Here is a 20,908-nt window from a genome sequence, read left to right as displayed (position 1 = left end):
GACTGCCCACGCTAGCTTGACACTGACGGCAATCCAATCGCCATGGACAATCGAAAAAAGGTAGTTCATACTAGGGTAGGAAGGTTATCTGAGATGGATTCTAAGATATCTAGATGCTGTAAATCGGGCCTTTGGAACCCGTATCTTTAGAAAAAGGAGAAGCAAACGATGAATGAAAAAACGCGCGAGCTATTTAAAGAACTGACGGAATTTCCAGCGGCTCCTGGATTTGAACGAGAACTGCGGGCCCTCGTTAAAAAGAAAATGTCGGCCTATACGCAGGAATTCGTGCAGGATAACCTCGGCGGACTGTTCGGGGTATTGCGCGGAGATGAGCAAGGTCCTCGGGTGATGGTCGCCGGGCATTTCGACGAAGTCGGCTTCATGACCACCGGCATCAGCGATAACGGGATGGTGTCGTTCCAGCCGCTCGGCGGCTGGTGGAGCCAGGCCGTGTTGGCGCAACGCCTGCAAATCATTACGCCAAACGGGCGAATCGTCGGCGTCGTCGGATCGATCCCCACCCACCTGCTGGATGAGTCGCAACGCAACAAGCCGGTAGACATCAAATCGATGTACCTGGATATCGGCGCGGACAGCCGTGAGGAAGCCGAAGCCGCAGGAGTGCGGATCGGCCAGCAGATCGTGCCGATTTGCGAGTTCACCCCCCTCGTAAATCCGAAGAAAATTATGGCGAAAGCCTGGGATAACCGCTATGGCGTTGGTTTAGCGATTGAGCTGCTCGAGGCACTGCACGGCGAGAAGCTGCCGAATGTTCTTTATGCCGGGGCTAACGTGCAGGAAGAAGTGGGCCTTAGAGGGGCTCGGACGGCGGCGAATCTCATTAAGCCTGACATCTTCTTCGCCTTGGACGCCAGCGCGGCCAACGACATGACCGGCGACAAAAAAGCGTTCGGCCGGTTGGGCGATGGCGCGCTGCTGCGCATCCTTGACCCGACGATGATCACCCATCGCGGCTTGGTCGAATATATCCGCGATATGGCGGATACGCACAAGATTAAGTACCAATATTTCGTGTCACCGGGCGGCACGGATGCCGGTCAAGTGCATCTCAGCGGCACCGGCGTCCCGTCGAGCGTCATCGGCATTTGCTCCCGCTACATCCACACATCCTCCTCAATCATCCATACGGATGATTATGCAGCTGCGAAGGAGCTGCTGATTCGCCTGGTGCGCGGACTGGACCGGACGACGCTGAACACAATTCTGGAGAATAGCTGAACCTCCGTAAGAAAAACGTCTATCGACGTACATTCAAAGTTTTCTGATATCTTCAAAAAAACCGCAAGGCCGTTTGTCAGGCCTTGCGGTTTTTTGGATAATCTTTACTTTTTACCTTCCAAAATAACGACGCCCCGGCTAGGCACCTGAACCGTACCCGACACTTCCGTTTGCGCCAGCAGGTCCTTCATTCCTTCAGACCCGATTTCCACCTCAGCAGCCCCTTCGTTATGGTTCAGCAGGAACAAGAAGGCTTTGCCATCCTTCACGCGGCGTGCGACTTCGACGCCGGCTGGTGCGTCCAGCAACGGCTGGATCCCTTTCTCTTCGCATAGGTTCTTCAGGAACCCTTGCAGGAAGGCGGCGTCCGGGCTGCTTGCCACATAATAGGCGCGACCTTTGCCGAACTGGTTGACCGTCACGACCGGCATCCCCTGATAGAAATCGGAGCCGTATTCCGCTAGCACTTCTGCGCCTTCGGCATGAATCAAATCGCACAAGAGGCCGCATTCGTATTGGCCAGACAGTGCACCCCAAGCTTCTTTCATCACGATTTGGTTCGTGCGGCCCGGCAGCAAGGCGTCGATCTCCTCTGCCCAAATGCCTAGGACGGAGCGCAGCTCGCCCGGATAACCCCCGAGCGTCACCAGATCGTTCTCATTTACGATGCCGCTGAAGAAGGTGGTGACAAATGTGCCTCCGTTCGCTACGAACTCCTCGACTTTTTTCGCAAAGCCCGGCTTCACCATATACATCACCGGCGCAATCAGGATTTCGTATTTGCTGAAATCCTCTTCCACCGACACCATGTCGCTCTCCACATGCATTTGGAACAACGTATCGTAATATTTGTGGACTTCATTAACGTAATTCAAAGCTACGGTTGGACCGCTGGAAAGCTCGATCGCCCAACGGTTCTCCCAGTCATAGACGATGCCGATCTTCGCCTCGGTCCGCGCGTCCAGCAGCGTATCGCCCAGCTGCTCCAGCTCTCGGCCAAGCTCCGCCACTTCGCGGAAGACCCGGGTGTGCTCGTGAACGACATGCTCAATGACCGCACCGTGGTATTTCTCGCACGCCCCAATCGAGCGGCGCAGCTGGAAGAACATCACCGTGTCGGCGCCGCGCGCGACCGCCTGATAGCTCCAAAGGCGCATCACGCCAGGACGCTTCAGCGAGTTGTAGGGCTGCCAGTTTTGCTGGCTTGGCGTCTGCTCCATCAGCATAAACGGCGCGCCGCTCTTCAGCCCGCGCATCAAGTCATGGGCCATGGCCGTGAAGCTGACCGGCGTATCCAAGGACGGGTAGTTGTCCCAAGAAACAATGTCCATATATTTCGCCCATTTGAAATAATCCAGCTCCGGATAAAAGCCCATCAAATTGGTGGTTACCGGCACGTTTGGCGTATGCTTTTTGATCTCGTCGTACTCCAGCTTGTAGCACTCCAGCAGCGACTCCGACTGGAAGCGCCGGTAATCCAGCGAAATCCCTTGGAAGTTCGTGCGGTTTCCGCCCCATTCCTCACTGAGTTCGTTAGGCACCACGATTTCTTCCCAATCATAAAACGTATGACCCCAGAATCGCGTATTCCATACCCGGTTAAGCTCATCCAACGTTTTATAACGCTCTCGCAACCACACGCGGAAGGCAGCCGCACAGTTGTCGCAATAGCAGTAGCCGCCATATTCATTGGAAACGTGCCAGATCAACAGCCCCGGATGATCCTTGTAGCGTTCCGCCAGCTTGCCGGCCAGACGGGCAGCGTATTTGCGATAGGTCGGCGAATTTGGACAGGAGTTATGACGTCCGCCAAACCGGCGTTTCCGTCCCTGCACGTCAACGCGCAGCACGTCCGGATATTTGCGGGCCATCCATGCCGGGTGAGCCCCGGTGCTGGTCGCCAGGCAGACATAAACGCCGCTCTTGTACAAGCGGTCGATCGTTTCGTCCAATTGCGTAAAGTCATACGTTTCCTCGCTAGGTTGAATGAGCGCCCAGGAAAAAACGTTGACCGTAGCCACATCGATCCCGGCCAGCTTAAACATCCGCTCGTCCTCTTTCCAAACGTCCGGTCCCCACTGCTCCGGATTGTAGTCGCCGCCGTACCAAATTTTCGGCAGTTTCTCGTTGATCACCATATCCACATCCTTTTGCGATATATAACTTCTAAGTCCATTGTAAGGTTGAAATTTCCCGCTTTATATATAATAATTTCGAATTGTAATATAATAATATGGATCAAACTTAGGAGGCAATTCGCACGATGAGTTCACGGGCCTTTACCCGTTTTGTTTTTTCCCCGGCTGCCACACCGAATCTTCCCTTGCTCCTGGAAAGCGTCGGCTATAATCCGAATCAGGAGAAAATCGTCCGCCCGGACGGCTACCCTTATTACCATTGGCTACATACCGCCGAGGGCGAGGGGGAGTTGACTTTGGGCAGCGGAACGGTCCTGCTCCCTCCAGGCAGCGGGATGCTGCTGCCGCCCGGCATGCCTCACGAATATCAAGCTAAGCGAAGCTCGACATGGGAGACGTATTACCTCACGTTTGGCGGAGCAGCTGCCGGGTCGATTCTGGCGGCGTTTGGCATCCGGGAGGCTGTCCTGTTCCGCTGGGAAGCGGAGGCGCCTATCTCCCCGCTGCTTGGCCACCTGCTCAACCGGCTGGACAGCATTCAGGACCCGTTTGGCCTGGAGACCTCAACCGAGGTGTACCGGTTCCTTGCAGTCCTGAGCCAATTCGGCCAGGTGAGCGGCAGCGCCGTCCCGCGAATCATGGAGAAGCTGGGACCGCTGCTCGCCTGGATGGAGCGGGAATACGGCAACCCCGACGTTGGGCTGGATACGTTGGCTGAAGTGGCCGGAATGTCCGGCCGACATCTCAGCAAGCTGTTCCAGCAATCGTTTGGCATCGCCCCCTACAGCTACCTCACGCAAATGCGCATCCATAAGGCGAAGGAGCATCTGGCCAGCGAACCTGGCGTCACCGTCGCCGCGATCGCCGGCAAAACGGGCTTTCGCGATGCCAGCCACTTCGTCGCCACGTTCCGCAAGCACACGGGGATGACCCCCCAGCAGTTCCGTAGGCTGCATTAGGAAGAGTTCTGCCTTTGGCAGCGTGGCAGGTGGACAAGAAAAACTGCAAAAGCGCTCCAAATGGAGAGTATCAGCGATTTTGGCCTTAAAAAACTGCATTTTTGCATCAATTTGACGCCGTAACCCGCGAGACGCAGGGGCTGTCCCCTAGCCTACGAGGTACGTCGCTCCCGCTTCCGTCTGGAAGCGTTCACCTTCCTGCACGGTGCGGCCGTCCGGCAAGCGGACGCTCAGGCCATGCAGCCCGCGCAGCGTGCACTCGCCGCCGGACGTTGACGTGATGCAGGCCGACGTCAGACGGCCCTCCTCCCACGTCATGTCGACGGTAAACCCTCCGCGGGCTCGCAGGCCGCTCACTTGCCCCCTCGTCCAGGCCGCAGGCAGGGCCGGCAGCAGGTCGATGCCGCCCATATGACTTTGCAGCAGCATCTCGGCGATGCCGGCTGCTCCGCCGAAGTTGCCGTCGATCTGGAACGGCGGATGATCGTCGAACAGGTTCGGATACGTGGAACGCGACAGCAGCGTGTTCACGAACCGGTGAGCGGTGTCCCCGTCGCCCAGCCGGGCGTACAGGTTAATCAGCCAGGCGCAGCTCCAGCCGGTATGGCCTCCGCCGTTCCGGATGCGCTCCTCCAGCGTGCGGCGGACAGCTTCCGCCAGCTCCGGCGTCTGCCGCACCGTGATCGCATTGCCCGGGTAGAAGCCAACCAAATGGGACACGTGCCGATGTCCCGGCTCGGCTTCTGCAAACGGCTCGCTCCACTCCTGCAGCCGGCCGTCCGGGCCGATCTGCGGCTCAGCCATACGCGTGAGCGTATCGGCCAGCTCTTGTCGCCACGCCTCGTCAACCTTAAGAATTTCTGCGGCCCGAATCGTATGCTCCAACAGTTCACGGATCAAGAACAGATCCATCGTACTGCCAGCAGACACACTGCAAGGCTCTCCGCCATCCGGTGTCAGGAACTTGTTCTCCGGCGAAGTCGACGGGGCTGTAACCAGCCGTCCGTCCGGTCCGGGCACCAGCCAATCCTGGCAAAACTCGGCAGCTCCCTTCATCAGCGGATACGCCGTTTCCTGCAGAAACTGCTCGTCCAGCCCAAATTCGTAATGCTCCCATAAATGGCGGCACAGCCACACGCCGCCCATCGGCCAGAACGCCCAGCTGGCCTCGCCGTCCGATGGCGTGGATTGGCGCCATAAATCCACATTGTGATGAGCGACCCAGCCCCGGGCGCCGTAATGAATCCGCGCCGTTCGGGCTCCGGTTACGCTAAGATCACGGATCAGCTCGAACAACGGCTCATGGCAATCGGCCAGCCCTGCCACCTCTGCGTGCCAATAATTCATTTGCGTATTGATGTTGGTCGTATATCCGCAGTTCCACGGCGGCTGCACATGCGGATTCCAGATTCCCTGCAGATGAGCAGCCTCCGTCCCCGGCCGGGAGCTGGCCATCAGCAAATATCGGCCGTAGTGAAAATACAACGACTCCAGCCCAAGGTCCGACTCTCCGCGGCGATAAGCCTCAAGCCGCTCGTCGGTCGGACGGGCTGCCCGCTCGGCGGCCTCCTCCGCGCGGCCCAGCCGCAGCTCAACGCGGCCGAACAGCCGGCGGTGATCCGCCTCATGGCGCTGACGCAGCTGCTCATAGCCAAGCGCTGCGGCCGCATCCAGCGCCGCCTGGCATCGCTCCGCCGGGTCGATGCCGCCGCTTCCCGGCGCCTGATCATAGCCGGCGTAATCCGTGGCGGCTGCCAGCAGCAGCGTCACCGCCTTCGCCCCGCTCACCGTCAGCCGGCCTGAGGCAGCTGCCTGCACCGTGCCGCCGCCCTCCGGCAGCGCCAAGAGCTGGGCCTCAAAGGTGAGGCCCAAGCCGTCCTCGTATAAGACCGACTGCGGATGGTCCCCGCGATAATTGTCGGCAATATGGCTGGGGGCCTGGCCTCTCATGCAGATCCGTGCCGTTCCCGCCGGCCCGCCGAAGGCTTGATGCCGAAGAAGAGAGTCCAACGAAGCGGCCATATTCACAGGTTCACTCCCCAGCGACGTAATGCGGAGAACCATTACCTGATCAACCGCACTGATGAATACCTCGCGGCGATATTCCGCCCCCCCGATCCGATAAGTCGTCGTTGCGATCCCGGTCGCCAGATCCAATTCCCGTCGGAATCCCCGCAGCTCATTCCCATCGGCCTCCGTCGCCGAATCTCCCTGCTCCAGCCACAAATCCCCAAGCGGCTGGTAGGATTCCGTGCGTCGGCCTAGCATTTTCGCATCGATCAGTTTCTCGGCCTCTTTGTATTTGCCGGCGAAGATCAGTTCCCGGGCCGGTCCAAGGTGACGCAGCGCATCGTAGTTTTGCGGGTCCCGGGGGAATCCCGACCATAACGTATCTTCATTCAGCGCAATCCGCTCGCGATGAATCCCGCCGAAGACCATCCCGCCGATTCGCCCGTTTCCAACGGGAAGAGCTTCCTCCCAGCGAGAAGCGGGGCGATCATACCATAGCTTCCACTCCGTTTGCTCCGAATAGTTCAGTTTCCTCATCCTCCTGAATGATGTATATAATGGCTAACTGGCGCAAAAAGGCCCGAAAACACACGGGCCTTTTTGCAATCCTATTTAGATTGTTACTGCTAAGCTACAATTACAATTTCTTACCGGTAAACAATTCGACTCTCTTCTTAACCAATTCCGTATACTCGGCTTCCATCTTCTTCGCGCCGGCTTTGTCCAGCTCTTCAAGGAAAGCGTCATAAATCTTGTCGAAATCGGCTTCCTTCGCCAGAATCGCTTCCGGAATCCGCTTACGGATGATATCCTGCGTTTTTTGGTAAATCACTTGGTAATCGCCGTCCGTAGGAACAGGCATGTTGTACAGAGCGCCCCAATCCTTCGCAGGGAATGCATCTTCACCTGGGAACAGGTCTTTCCAAGTTGTTGCATTGTAAGCTTTCAACGTTTCTTTTTCAGCTTCGGTGTAGCCTGCCACGATTTGCTCAGGGAAGTTCGTGGTGTAGTAGTTGCCCGAAGGATCTTTCACGCCGTCACCATAGTTCGCACCGAAGATGCGGTACAAGCTGATGCCGGATTCCTTCGTGAAGTTCGTGCTGTCATTTACTTTACGTTCTTGAATGTCGGCTGGAATGACGCGTTGGCCGTTCTCATCAACCGTATAGTGTTTACCTTCTACGCCCCAGTTTCTCAAAACCTGACCTTCGTCAGAAGACAGCCAGTCGATAAATTTGATGGCGCGAACCGGATCTTTACATGCTGTGGTGATGCTGATTCCGTAGCCGTCAACGCCTGCTTGTTGGAAGGAATGATCTTCATATTCCTCCGTCAAAGTAACCGGGAAGTGCGCGTAAGTGTACTCGTCTTTACCAGCTGTTTTCAACGCGTTTTCTGCATCCTGATATCCCCACTCTTGGTCGATCAGGCCAAGCACGCGGCCGCTGGCAATTTTCGCTTTGTATTGGTCTTCTTTTTGCACGAATGTATCTTTATCCAGGAGGCCTTCGTTATACATGTGATTCAGCCAACGGAAGTATTCCTTCTCTTCCGGACGTTTGTAATGCAGCATCGCCTCATAAGTTTCCGGATTGACATAATATTCGCCGTCGTCCGGTGCACCTGTTGTCAGGAACGCCGGGTTCGTTACCGTAATCATGATTCTCCAGTCATCGGCGCTCAGTGTCAGCGGAATGGTTGGCTGACCGTCTGTAGTCGGGTGTTTCTCTACATACTGCTTCAGCACGTTTTCAAAATCCTTAACCGTACGAATCTTCGGATATCCCAGCTCTTTCAAAACGCGTTGCTGGATTTCGAAGCCGCCGCCAGCGTCGAAGTACTGCTGATCCACGCCGCCATTCGTGAAGATGGAATAAATCGCAGGATCATCGTTGCTGTATTTCAGACGGTTCATATTTTCGCTGAAAATTTTCTTCAGGTTTGGTGCATGCTCTTCAATAAGCGGAGCCAAGTCGATAATGAGACCGGCATCCACCAGCTTGCTCAATTCCCCTTTGGCAAAAATTAGATCCGGAACGTCACCGCTTGCGGCCATCAGCGCGATTTTGTTTTCGCCGCCGCCGGCACCTACGTCAAACTCGGCTTCAAGCGTTACACCGGTTTTCTCTGTAATCACTTTGCCTACATCGTCCTGCATGTTGTTCCAGTTCGGGCTGGCATCCGCACCAAAGAAGGTAAAGGTGATCGGGCTGTTATCTGCGGACGCTTCCGCATTGCTTCCCGCGTTGCCGGTATTGCTGCTGTTGGCAGCATTGTTACCGTTACTTCCGCAACCCGCAACCAACACCGTACTCGCGAGCAAGATCGCCGCGAATGCTTTAGGGCTTTTCCACTTCATTTCTACGTTCCCCCTCGTCATCTTGATCAAACTTGTATTGTATGAACAGGCTTTCGCCTGCTGATACCTGAGTTGCTTCCCTCATTCCCGGTGTTACCCAAAAAAGTAAAGGCTTTCATCTTTGATTGAAAAAGAAATTACTCCCACCCGCCGAGTGCCGCCCCGCCGCTGATGCAGCTTGCGGCGGAGGCGGATTTGGCGGCGTTAATCCATCAGGCTTACCGCCCGGCAGGCTCTAGGGTTAAGCCTTGACGGCGCCCAGCGTCATCCCATCTACGAAGTAACGCTGCAAGAACGGATAAACGATCAAGATCGGTACCGTTACAACGATAGTGATCGCCATTTTGATGGATTCCGGCGATACCTGAGCCATCTGATTCGCCATATCGTTGGCGTTGATCATTCTTGCGCCTTGGTTGGTGCTTTGTAAAATTTTCATCAACTCATATTGAAGCGTCGTCAAATGCGCTTTGTTCCCGTTGTACAGATAAGTGTCGAACCAAGAGTTCCATTGGCCTACCGCCAGGAACAAGGCGATGGTCGCCAGTACCGGCTTACAGAGCGGCAGAATCACTTTGTAGTAAATCGTGAAGTCGTTGGCTCCGTCCAGCTTGGCAGATTCCTGCAATGCATACGGCAACCCGTCGATAAAGGAACGGATAACGAACACGTTAAACGCGCTGACAACGCCCGGTAAGATGTAAATCCAGAACGTGCCGATCAAATCGAGATGGCGCATCAGCATGTAGGTTGGAACCAAACCGCCGGAGAAGTACATCGTCAACGCCAGGAAGGTGGATACAAACTTCCGGGATTTGAAATCCGGCCGGCTTAGCGTATAGGCCAGCATTGAGGCGCTGATCAAGCCAAGCACGGTCCCAAGAACCGTCCGGTAAATCGTAATTTTAAAGCCGGTAATCAGGCTGGAATAATTAAAGATCGTTTTATAGTTCTCCAAAGTGAATTCCCGCGGCCAGATGTAAATGCCGCCTCGAACCGTATCGGTGGAATCATTAAAGGAGATCGCCAACACGTTCAGGAAAGGATACAACGTGATGACCAAAATGACGCTCATGAGAATGATGTTGCAAATGTTGAAGATTTTATCGCCCCGCGTATCATTAAAGCCTCTGCTTGAACTTGCCATCGCCCTTCTCCCTCCCTTTACATGATGCTCTCTTTTGTGGTTTTCTTCATGATTCCGTTGGCCGTAAGCAGCAGGATGATGCTGACCACGGACGTGAACATACTGATGGCTGTACCATAGGAGAAACGGCTGATATTGATACCGTAGTTCAGTGCGTACAAGTCCAACACTTCGGAATAGTCGGTGACGAGCGAGTTGCTCAGCTGGAACTGCTTCTCGAACCCGATGCCGATCAAATGGCCGATCGACATAATCAGCAGTACCGAAATCGTCGTCCGGATCCCCGGCAGCGTAATGTTCCAAATTTGCCGGAAACGTCCGGCTCCATCGACCCGTGCCGCTTCGTACAGCTCTTTATCGATGCCGGTGATCGCTGCCAAATAAATGATGGCGTTCCAACCGGTTTCTTTCCATACATCGGAAGCGGTTACAATTCCCCAAAACCATTTCCCTTGGGCCATGAATTGGATGGGTTCGTCAATGATATGCAAGGAAACTAAAATCTCGTTGACGATCCCGCCGTCGATCGAGAGCATTTTCGTCACGATCCCGGCGACGACTACCCAAGATACAAAGTGCGGAAGGTAGGAAATCGTCTGAACCGTCCGTTTGAAATATTTGCCGCGCAGCTCGTTCAACAACACCGCAAAGGTGATCGGAATCACGAATCCCGCGACCAGCCCCATAAAGCTCATCGCCAGCGTATTACGGAGGACCAGGTAGAACCGTTCATCCTGGAACAAATCCACGAAGTTTTTAAATCCAACCCATTTTTGCTCCGAGAAGGATTTCGCCGGCTTATAGTTTTGGAAAGCCATCGTCCATCCCCACACCGGCAGGTAGTTGAATACAAACAACCAGATCACGAATGGCATGGACATTAAATATAAGTACTTTTGCTGCAAAATGCTCCGCCAGATACCGGTCTTCCGCTTCTTCTGCGGCTTAGGGGTTGCGCTTACATTTCTGGTTTCAGGCTGAGTTGACAGCGTTTCCATCTCGATTTCTCCCCCCTTGTCTGCTATAGCTTTATGATAAGGGAGGAGCGGCCGACGAAATACCCGAGAGATTTCAAACAAAACCATATAAAAATTAGAGATTGCCTCCCGCCGGGATCGTAAAGCTGATCTTCGTACCCACTCCATACTCGCTGACGATCTGTAATCCATGTTCTTCCCCATAGGAGAGGACAAGCCTTTGATGCACGTTACGCAGCCCGATGCGCCCCTGTTCCGGTTCCTTCGTACCGGAGATAAAGCGCATGACCTCATCAAGCCGCTCCTGGGTCATACCCATTCCGTTATCCTGTACCGACACCCGGACTAATCCTTCGTCCCTTTGGATATTCACCTCCACATGGACGCCTTCTTCCTTGTCCTCTACCCCGTGCACGACAGCGTTCTCGACGAGCGGCTGAATGATCAGCGGCGGCACCCGAATAGAGCTGGCTGCGGGATCAATGGACAAGGTATAAGTTAGCCGGTCCTCATAACGAAACTTCTGAATTTCCAAATAGGAGCTGACCATTTCCAGCTCTTCCTTCAGCGGTGTGCTTTCCCGGCCGACCTCCAAATTTTTGCGCATCATCTTGCCCAGCAACCGGACCACGTTGGCAATTTCCTTGTCCCCTTTGAGATGAGCGTTCATCCGGATGGACTCTAAAGCGTTAAACAAAAAATGCGGATTAATCTGGCTGGCCATCATCTTCAGCTTAATCTCGCGTTGGGCTAGCTCCAGGGCATTGTTTTGTTCTGTTTTCTCCACGACCTGGTCCATCAGCCGGCGGATGCTGTCCACCATGTAGTTGAACTGCCGGGACAACTGTCCGATCTCATCATTCCCGTCGATCCGCGACACGACGTTCAGGTCCCCTAAGGCCAGACGGTTTAAGTGCCGGCTCAATCGCAGCATCCGGTTGGTCGTCAGGAACGATACGGTGTATACGAACACCAGCGCGATCAGCAATACGAGAAGGATAATCAGCAATCCGACAAGGCTTACGGTATTTGCGTCCTTAACAATCGGCTTCGTCGCAAACACGGAAATAAACTTCAGACCGTTCATGCTGGATTCCGGGATCAAGGTGTCGATGACGAGATAGGATGGAACTCCTTGGATATCTACCCGAAACGTCCCCTTTTGCTGGGTTCGCAAGTCGATGCCGTAATCCAAATCCTCCAGCGTTTTACCGACGATCGCCGGGTTATTGGCGGCCACAACATAACCTAAATCATCGGTGATCAGCGTCTCAAAAGGCTCTTGCTGCAGCATCCGGTTCAGTTCCTCCTGGTTCATGATGACCATGAGTACACCGCTTTTCTTTGTTCCTTTAAAAGAGATCTGCCGAACGAGACTCAGCCGCTTGACCGGAACCTCCTGATTGTCGTTGATGTAGAACCACCCGATGTCTTTGCTCTTCATCGCTTGCTGGTACCAATACATGCCCTCGATTTCCTCGTTCACCGGGATTAATTCCAGGTTGTTGATCAAGGTAGGGTTATCGTAATAGAAGCGAATCCCCGAGACCTCACGATAGGTCCTGTCGTAAGCGCGAAAATCATTATAGTTGAGGTACGCTTTGGTCAGCTCTAACACACTGGGATACGTGGTGCTGACGATTTTCTCCAGCCCTTCGTCGAGCATAAAGATATCGGAGATATCCATCGGCACCCGTAGCATCGCGGCGGTTCGGGTTTTCACCTTTTCGACGTTATTGGTGGTTTGGGCGATCGCCCGTTCCATGGCTTGATTACGAAAGTAAGCGGTTACGGCAACGCCGACAATCAGGACAGGAATCATGACCACGACGATATAGGAAATGAGCAGCTTATGCTTCAGCCGCAAATTATTGGTGATGCGAATCAGTTTGCTTAACAATCGGATCACCTCTCGCCTAAATGGAAATATCCCCTTCGTCAAAGGGAAAGGGGATATTTCAGTTTCCCCGGGCACGTACCGTGCGCCGGGGATGCCTGTCACATATTAAATTAAGATGCGATTAAGGTCTAGGACCAATTATTTCAAGGTGATTTGCAGTTCGGTTTTCCCTGTGAAAGCATCAACTTTTACTGCACCATTGCTGGACAACGCTGCACCTTGCACCGACTCCGCTTCGCCCATGCCGTGCAATGTTACGTAGAACGGTTTGCCGGCGCCTTCTGCAGTCAGCTTCACAAGCTTACCTTCGCGAACGACCGTAACTTGGAGTTCAGCTTCGCCTTTGGTGTTCCGTACCGTGCGGGATACGGTTGCCCCGTCTTCGATCGTATACAAGCCAAGCTCAACTTCATTCGCATAGTCGTAATCCGGACGAACGTCGTTTGCCCCCGTCGCCAGAATCGAGTTCGGACGAACGAACAGCGGCAAGCTGAAGAAATCATATTTCTCTTTGCGCCATTTGCCGCCTTCCACCGTCTGTCCCGACAGCAAATGCGTCCACTGGCCATCCGGCAGGTAGTAAGTTACGTCGCCTTGTTCGCTGAACACCGGCGCTACTAGCAGCGAGTCGCCCAGCATATATTGACGGTCCAATGTTTCGGCGGCCGGATCGTCCGGGAATTCCAGGAACATCGCCCGCATCGTTGGCACGCCTTGCTGCGTCGCTTGAACCGCAATGTCGAACATATACGGCATCAAACGGCATTTCAGCTTGGTGAAGAACCGGGTTACGTCCACCGCCTCGTCGTCATATGCCCAAGGCACGCGGTACGAACTGCTGCCGTGCAGACGGCTGTGGCTGGACAGCAAGCCAAAGGCCAGCCAACGCTTGAACACATGCGCCGGAGCCGTGTTCTCAAATCCGCCGATATCGTGGCTCCAGAAGCCGAAGCCGGCGAGACCCAGCGACAAGCCGCCGCGAAGGCTTTCCGCCATCGACTCATAATCGGCGTAGCAGTCGCCGCCCCAGTGAACCGGGAACTTCTGACCGCCGACGGTTGCCGAACGGGCGAACAAGGCGGCTTCATTTTTGCCCAGCTTCTCTTCCAGCACTTCAAAAACAACTTTGTTGTACAGGTACGTGTAGTAATTGTGCATTTTCACTGGATCGGAGCCATCGTGATACACGACATCCGTCGGAATCCGTTCGCCGAAGTCGGTCTTGAAGCAGTCGACACCCATATCGACCAGCTCCCGCAGATATCCGGCAAACCATTCGCAAGCCGCCGGATTCGTGAAGTCCACCAGCGCCATGCCCGGTTGCCACAAGTTCCATTGCCATACGTCGCCGTTTGGTTTTTTCACCAGGTAGCCGTTCTTCTTGCCTTCCTCAAACAGACGGGAACGCTGTCCAATATACGGGTTGATCCAAACGCAGATTTTCAGCCCTTTCTCCTTCAGGCGCTTCAGCATGCCCACCGGATCCGGGAAGACGCGCTCGTCCCATTTGAAGTCCGTCCAGTGGAATTCGCGCATCCAGAAGCAGTCGAAGTGGAAGACGTGCAGCGGCAAGTCGCGCTCCGCCATGCCGTCCACGAAGGAGTTAACGGTCGCCTCGTCATAATCGGTCGTAAACGAGGTCGTCAGCCACAAGCCAAAGCTCCACGCCGGAGGAAGCGAAGGCTTGCCAGTCAAATCGGTATACTTGTTCAGCACATCCTTTGGCTCCGGACCGTCGATCACGAAATACTCAATCGATTCGCCGGGAACACTAAACTGTACTTTTTTGACTTTTTCCGATGCGACTTCAAACGAAACCGCGCCCGGATCATTTACAAACACACCATATCCTTTATTCGTCACGTAAAAAGGAATGTTCTTATAGGACTGCTCAGAGCTCGTCCCGCCGTCCTTGTTCCAGATGTCAACAACTTGACCGTTCTTGAGGAACGAGGTGAAGCGTTCGCCCAAACCGTACACCCATTCGCCGACGCGCAGGTCAAGCTCTTCGCGCATATAAGTGTTGCCACCCTTTTCGGTTATATGCGCCATCGATTTGTAGCCGCTGCCGGTAATCCGCTCGTTGCCGCGGAAGAAATCCACGGACCATTGCGGGCCTTTGTTGATGCGGACGCTAAGGCTGCCGCTTTTCAGCTCGGCATAGTGCTCGTTCACAGTAATCTCGGCATGGTCGCCGCCCTTCGCCAATTCAAAATGCGGACCATGGTCCACCGTCCCGGCAAAATGGATCAGCTTCACGCCAATGACCCCCGGCAACGGGGAATGGAACTGCATCGTCAGCAATGTCGTATTAATCATATCGCCCCGGCCGCGAAGCGGCGTCGTGGAGGCGGAGGCAATTAAAGTATGATCTTTTACTTGAAAATCATAGGCCTGTACCGCGGTGGAAAGCGTAAACTCTTCGCGAATCAGCCAGTTACCATCGGTAAACTTCATGGGTGGAATACCGCCTTTCTCGTCGCATTGTTTTTCTTATGAAAACGCTCTATACTTGCATTATACTGATACCACTAATATAAAACTAACATTATCAAGCCGAAATATAACACTATTTTGATGAGGTGACCTGTATGGATCAAGCGCTCCGCCGCTCCCTGAAGGAGAGCAAGAGTCACGGCAACGAGCGGCAGCCGTTCGGAACCTATTGGTACCGCTACGGGCCCGGTGAACATGTGATCGACTGCCATTGGCATGATGAAGCCGAGTTCTTCTATTGCCTTGAAGGCGAAACGCTGTTTCAGGTCGATACAGATTACTTCCCGGTTCGGGCTGGGGAAGCGGTGTTTATCGACGGCGGAGACATTCATGCCGCCCATGCGCATGGTGAGCAGGGCTGCGCGTTCTTCTCCCTCGTGTTTGATACGCAGCTGCTGGCCAGCGTACACTATGATGCGGTCCAGGAGAATCTGGTGCTGCCCTTGCAGGAACGAAAGGCGACGTTTCCCCGCCATATCCGGCGCGACACAGCGGCAGACGTTGCTCTTCTGGAGCATATCGTGGCGTTGATGCGCAGCTGCAGCACCGAGTCGCCCGGCTATGAAGGCGCCGTCAAAGGGCATCTCTTCTTGATGCTGGCGGAGATCGCGGCCACCGGCCGGGCCGTCAACCGTTCCCATAGCAGCAGCCGCAGCGAGTCGTCCAAGATTGACCGGCTCAAGACGGTCATCCAGCATATCCAGCACAACTACAGCCATCCGATCCGGCTGGCAGAGCTGGCCGCGCTGATTCCGATGAGCGAAGGCCAGTTTTGCCGCTTCTTCAAGTCGATGACCCGGCAGACGCCGATGGATTACATCAATTCGTACCGGATCCGCCAGGCCGCCGAGCTGCTGCGCGATCCGGAACGTAAAATCTCCGATATCGCACTGGAGGTCGGCTTCGACAACATCAGCTACTTCATCCGCGTGTTCCGTAAAGCGATGAACTGCTCGCCGTCGGAATTCCGCAAGCGGCTGCAGGCTTCGGTCGAGGTCTAGGTTCGCTGATTGCGGTTGATTCAATAAGTAATCACAGGAAGTAGCCGTAGGTTTAGCCCAGCCGGAACCAGCTGATTTGCGTTTCACCTTGCAAATGCAGGTACACATCATGCCGGCCCGACAAGCTTGCCGCGGCTTCTGCGGTGACCGTTGTCCAAGCTTGGCGACCGCCGGTAGGCAGGATCTTGCAGGTGATCACCGACTCGCCATCCGGAGAATCCAGCGTTACGGCGATTTCACCGCCCTTCAGATTCCCCGATACCCGGGCTTCAAATCGGGATGCTCCTTCGCCTAGTTCGACATCACGGAAGGCAATCCACCCGCGTTCGCTTTTCAGCCGGATGCATTCACCGCCTTCACGGCATTCATCGAGGAAAACTTGCTCGTAGTCGTCATAGTTGACCGCGCGGACTGGTTCACGCAGCGAGCGCGGAGGCACGGTTTCGCCGTCAACCTGAAGCGTTGCCGTCAAGGCGATCTCGTCCGAGGAAGGGCCAACCATCACCGTATATTCGCCCGACTCCACGCAATAGCGATCTCGGGTCACGTCCCAGAACGCCAGCTCTTCTGCTTTCAGCGTAAAGGTCACCCGCTGCGTCTCATCCGGCTGCAAATGCAGGCGGGTAAAGCCCTTCAACGTCTTCAGCGGCCGCGGCACGCGCGATTGCCCGATTCGCACGTACAGTTGCGGCACTTCGTCCCCGGCTATGTTCCCGGCATTACGCACATCAAACGAAATCTGAACCTCGCCATCCTGACCTATCGCGGCCCGATCCAGTGCAAGATCGCTATATTCAAACGTCGTATAGCTAAGCCCATGACCAAACGGATACAGCACCTCGCCGTCAAAATATTGATAAGTCCGTTTGCCCTTAATAATGTCGTAATCCATAATGTCCGGCAGTTGGTCCACCGATTGGTACCAGGTCATATTCAACCGCCCCGCCGGATTATAGTCGCCGAACAGCACGTCAGTCACGGCATGGCCCAGCTCTTGGGCGGAATGAGAGGTAAACAGGATCGACGGTACATGCGCGTTCTCCCAGTTCACTGCAAACGGATAGCTGCCGACGATGACGACCACCGTATTAGGATTCACCGCTCTTACGGCTTGAATTAATGCTTGCTGCGCCGGCGGAAGCACGATGTCCACCCGGTCGATCGTTTCCTTCGCATTGATGAACGGGTTGTTGCCCACGAAGACAACCGCCGTCTCCGCCGATTTGGCAGCCTGTACGGCTTGCTCGATCCCGCTCTCCACAATTTCCACGATCCATTGTTCTCCTGGAAGGCGACTATCCACCTTCACGGCATTATCAAAAACATTCTCACCCACAGCAATCAACCCGCCGCGTTCGTTCAAGACGATTGGCCGTCCGTTCCACGCCTTCAACTCGACCTTGCCGCTCAAAGCCGGGCGGAAGTCGAACACTTCCTTGACAAACCAGCCGCTTGCTTCGTTCGCCGTCGCCGTCAGCAATCCCGATTCGGTCTCCGTCACGAACTTGCCGTTCTCCACCGACCGCAGCGTGATGGAGCCCCAGCCCCAATCGTTACGCTCAAAAACGGACGCATCGGCCGCATTCTCGCCGGTCGCCTCCAGAACGGCTTCCGCTCCTTCGCCAGACGTGATCCGGACATATTTACCGGTCAAGGCCGAGCGCAGGCGAATCCGATCCAGGCCAGTTCCGAACAGGACGGGGCGATCGCCCATTTTCTTCTTAATGCCCTGAAGCGGGGTGATGCGGTACGGCGGCGTGCCGCTGTACCAGTCGGTATAGGCTTCATTGGCCAGCGGCCCGACAACCGCGACAGAACCTAACGTTTGCGGTAAAGGCAGTAAGCCTTCGTTCTTCAGCAGTACGATCGCTTCGCGGGAAGCCTTTAGCGCCAAGGCCGCATGCTCCGGTGCGCACAGCTTCTCTTCCGGCACGCGGCTGTACGGGTTCCGCTCCTCCGGATCAAATTCACCCAACCGGAAGCGAACGCGGAAGGCATTCCGTAGCGCACGGTCCAAGTCCGATTCAGCCAGCAATCCTTGCTCCAGCGCATTCCGCAGCGCCTGGAACATAATCGGCTGCTCATCCGTCATGCTGTCGATGCCTGCCTTGATGCTCCCTGCAACCGCTTCGGCATAAGACTCCACATATTTGTGATCCAGCACCGTGCCCATGACGTCGCCGGCGTCGCCGACAACAAACCCGTCCATCTCCCATTCGCCTTTGACGATCTCGTTGACTTCCGAATTCAGGTTGCAAGGCGTACCGTTGATCCCGTTGTAAGCCGTCATCATCGAACCTGCGCGACCTTCCCGGAACGCCCGCTCAAACGCTTTCAAATAATACTCCCGTTTGTTGCGCGGATCGATGCTCACCGATTCACTGCCACGACCGATTTCATTGTTATTTGCGTAAAAATGCTTCAGCGTGGCTACCGCCTTGTAATAAAACGGATGATCGCCTTGCAGCCCCTTCACCAGTTCGGTCGTTAACGCTCCCGTGAGATGCGGATCTTCGCCGTAGGCTTCCTCTGTCCGGCCCCAACGCGGATCGCGCTCCATATCTACGGTTGGCGCCCAGATCGTCAAGCCGTTCACTTCCGGATTCCGCTGAAAATACACGCGGGCCTCATCCCCAATCACCGAGCCGATTTGGCGCATCAACTCGGGATTCCAGGTGCAGGCTAGTCCGGTGTTTTGCGGGAAGGACGTGGCTTCCCCCAACCAAGCTACGCCGTGCGCGCCTTCCGTACCATGCTTGTATTTTTTGACGCCAAGCCGCGGCACTTCCGTTTGGAATTGGCACATCAGTTCAATTTTCTCATCCAATGTAAATCGGCTAACCAAGTCGTCCACCCGCTCCGCCAGCGGCAGATCAGGGTTCTGAAAAGGATATTGGTACGTGTTGTTCGTCATACAATTACCTCGCTCTCCTACTCTATCAAACTCATTGTAAGCGCTTAAGAATTTGTTGCTGCTGATACCATCAAGTCTTCCACCCTATCATAGTCTGCCGCCCCCTTCAGCGATACACGGAACATTAGTGTATTTTTCATATAAAAATATCGCATGATCAGCACGGTACGCCCCCGAAGAGTTTCCCCTAGCTGCACCTCCTTTTGCACGATTATCCCCTTTAATCAGAATGGAGAAATCGAGAAGAGGATCTTCTAAGCAGCTTCTCTGCAGATTATCCCTTTTGCTCAGATTTGGGAGAGGATGATGTTCTGGCCCTCTCTTTTGCACCATTATCCCTTTGGTTCAGAATTGGGATTTTTCAGGAGGATCATCTTCTTACCGCCCTTTTTCGCCGCTATCCCTTTTGTTCAGATAAAAGGAATCAATAGGCGAGACGGAAAGCTGGTTTCCCGGAATCTGATTAGTCCTCCGTATATAAGTTAGTATTTTTAGGATTTTTTTCTTGATATCAGAACATGCGTTTGGTATAATTTAGGAAAAGAGAACGTATGTGCTTGTTTGTGTCATTTAGAAGAATCAATGGAGGAAGCGGACATGAAATCAGGGATGAACACGGAGCATCAAGCTATTAGCCGTCGTTTTCAAAATGAAGCCGACTGCATCGAGGCGATCATCGCGATGAAGTGGCCAAATGGCTTTGTCTGCCCGCGCTGTGCTTATACCGAGTGCACCCGTCTGTCCACTCGACATATTCCTTTATTTGAATGTGGAAGATGCAGTTATCAAGCCTCTCCTTTGGTCGGCACCATTTTTGAAAGAACCCATCTGCCTTTGGTGAAGTGGTTCCAAGCGCTGGAGTTGTTTTTGCTTCCGGATGGCATCTCGGCGCTGCGGTTGAGTCAGGTAATCCAAGTGACCTACAAGACCGCTTGGCTCATGCTGCACAAAATCCGCCATACCCTCGGTGAATGCGATGCGAAGGTTTTGCTCTCTGGAGAAGTCAAAGTGTGCCGCGATCAATATGGGACGGATACCAGACGCTTTCATCCAGCTTGTCAACCTTATGCCACCGCGGTTGTTAGCGGCTGCACGGTCACGGAGTCGGGTGAACCCGAGCGGGTGAAGATTCAACTGGTTTCGCATCAAAGAGGAAGCGATCAATGGGCTACTCGGCCCGATCTCGAGGCTTTCATCAACAAGCATGTGGATGTTCAACATACTTCAACCAAGCGGTGGTTTCCTTTCGTTTATCGGATGTATCTGCCCTTGCGGAGAGTCGTGAGACAAGCAAGAGACTCGATCCGACGCACGTATGTCGCCTTGGGGACAACGCATTTGCAGGCGTATTTGAATGAGTACACCGCCCGCCGTTACCTGCGCATGACTTGTTCCGAGGAAGAGATGCGCCAAAATCTGCTGCAGATGTGCCTGTCCATTTCTGCCATCCCTTACCGTGAGCTAATCAACCGCCAACAAAAATACCCGTCCATTGCAGCAGCGGCTTAAACCACTGCCGAATGAACGGGCTACAAGTGCTTGCTGTACTAGTGTACGAATTTGTTTACACCTAACAGGACGAGCTCTTCTATGTCTATGAATCGGTTGGACTTGGAGTTTTATCCATTTGTCTTTTAATTGTTATTTCGTTTTTTTCTTCCGAACGTTTTCAGGTTTCTCTTTTTCCACTCCCTGATTCAACGGGATAATCGTCAGAAGAGCGCCGCCGATAGATCATATGCCACTAGAGCAATATGTCACTTGC

General features: G+C 54.3%; 12 protein-coding genes. 4 read left to right on the top strand and 8 right to left on the bottom strand.

All coding sequences use genetic code 11. The features are described from left to right. Positions 1 to 168 precede the first annotated feature (168 nt). A complete protein-coding gene (locus ACL02P_RS02140) occupies positions 169 to 1,242 on the top strand; it encodes a M42 family metallopeptidase (protein ID WP_009224195.1) in 1,074 nt (357 codons plus the stop codon). A gap of 104 nt (positions 1,243 to 1,346) precedes the next feature. On the opposite strand, the gene ACL02P_RS02135 is transcribed toward ACL02P_RS02140, so the two are convergent. Further along, on the bottom strand, positions 1,347 to 3,377 hold the full coding sequence (locus ACL02P_RS02135) for a beta-galactosidase (protein ID WP_412837308.1): 2,031 nt from the start codon (positions 3,375 to 3,377) through the stop codon (positions 1,347 to 1,349). Between the two features lie 128 nt (positions 3,378 to 3,505). Here ACL02P_RS02135 and ACL02P_RS02130 point away from each other — a divergent pair, with 128 nt between their 5' ends. Continuing rightward, complete coding sequence (locus ACL02P_RS02130) at positions 3,506 to 4,339, top strand: AraC family transcriptional regulator (protein ID WP_009224197.1); 834 nt, start codon at positions 3,506 to 3,508, stop codon at positions 4,337 to 4,339. A 147-nt stretch (positions 4,340 to 4,486) separates the two neighbouring features. Here ACL02P_RS02130 and ACL02P_RS02125 read toward each other — a convergent pair whose 3' ends face one another. From ACL02P_RS02125 to yicI, 6 genes are all read right to left on the bottom strand, one after another. Further along, complete coding sequence (locus ACL02P_RS02125; protein WP_412836746.1) at positions 4,487 to 6,886, bottom strand: glycosyl hydrolase family 95 catalytic domain-containing protein; 2,400 nt, start codon at positions 6,884 to 6,886, stop codon at positions 4,487 to 4,489. A 100-nt stretch (positions 6,887 to 6,986) separates the two neighbouring features. Further along, entirely contained in the window at positions 6,987 to 8,708 is a 1,722-nt protein-coding gene (locus tag ACL02P_RS02120; protein ID WP_009224199.1) for an ABC transporter substrate-binding protein, read from the bottom strand. A gap of 241 nt (positions 8,709 to 8,949) precedes the next feature. Beyond that, complete coding sequence (locus ACL02P_RS02115; RefSeq protein ID WP_009224200.1) at positions 8,950 to 9,855, bottom strand: carbohydrate ABC transporter permease; 906 nt, start codon at positions 9,853 to 9,855, stop codon at positions 8,950 to 8,952. 17 nt (positions 9,856 to 9,872) lie between these two features. Beyond that, positions 9,873 to 10,853 (bottom strand): sugar ABC transporter permease, encoded by a 981-nt coding sequence (locus tag ACL02P_RS02110; RefSeq protein WP_339299628.1) that lies wholly within the window; start codon positions 10,851 to 10,853, stop codon positions 9,873 to 9,875. 94 nt (positions 10,854 to 10,947) lie between these two features. Beyond that, positions 10,948 to 12,732, bottom strand: coding sequence for a sensor histidine kinase (locus ACL02P_RS02105; protein ID WP_412836745.1), 1,785 nt, complete (start codon positions 12,730 to 12,732; stop codon positions 10,948 to 10,950). A gap of 138 nt (positions 12,733 to 12,870) precedes the next feature. Then, entirely contained in the window at positions 12,871 to 15,189 is a 2,319-nt protein-coding gene (yicI, locus tag ACL02P_RS02100) for an alpha-xylosidase (protein WP_412836744.1), read from the bottom strand. 134 nt (positions 15,190 to 15,323) lie between these two features. On the opposite strand from yicI, the gene ACL02P_RS02095 reads away from it, so the two are divergent. Continuing rightward, positions 15,324 to 16,229, top strand: coding sequence for an AraC family transcriptional regulator (locus tag ACL02P_RS02095; protein ID WP_339299633.1), 906 nt, complete (start codon positions 15,324 to 15,326; stop codon positions 16,227 to 16,229). 52 nt (positions 16,230 to 16,281) lie between these two features. Here ACL02P_RS02095 and ACL02P_RS02090 read toward each other — a convergent pair whose 3' ends face one another. Next, positions 16,282 to 19,143: a glycoside hydrolase family 3 C-terminal domain-containing protein gene (locus tag ACL02P_RS02090; RefSeq protein WP_412836743.1), complete on the bottom strand. Its 2,862-nt coding sequence runs from the start codon at positions 19,141 to 19,143 to the stop codon at positions 16,282 to 16,284. Positions 19,144 to 19,740: 597 nt separating this feature from the next. On the opposite strand from ACL02P_RS02090, the gene ACL02P_RS02085 reads away from it, so the two are divergent. Then, on the top strand, positions 19,741 to 20,652 hold the full coding sequence (locus ACL02P_RS02085) for a transposase (RefSeq protein ID WP_412836742.1): 912 nt from the start codon (positions 19,741 to 19,743) through the stop codon (positions 20,650 to 20,652). The last annotated feature ends 256 nt before the right edge of the window (positions 20,653 to 20,908 follow it).

This window comes from Paenibacillus sp. MB22_1, from assembly GCF_047200555.1.
In the GTDB taxonomy this organism is placed as follows: Bacteria; Bacillota; Bacilli; order Paenibacillales; family Paenibacillaceae; genus Fontibacillus; species Fontibacillus phoenicis.
This window is presented reverse-complemented; position numbering and strand designations above follow the sequence as displayed.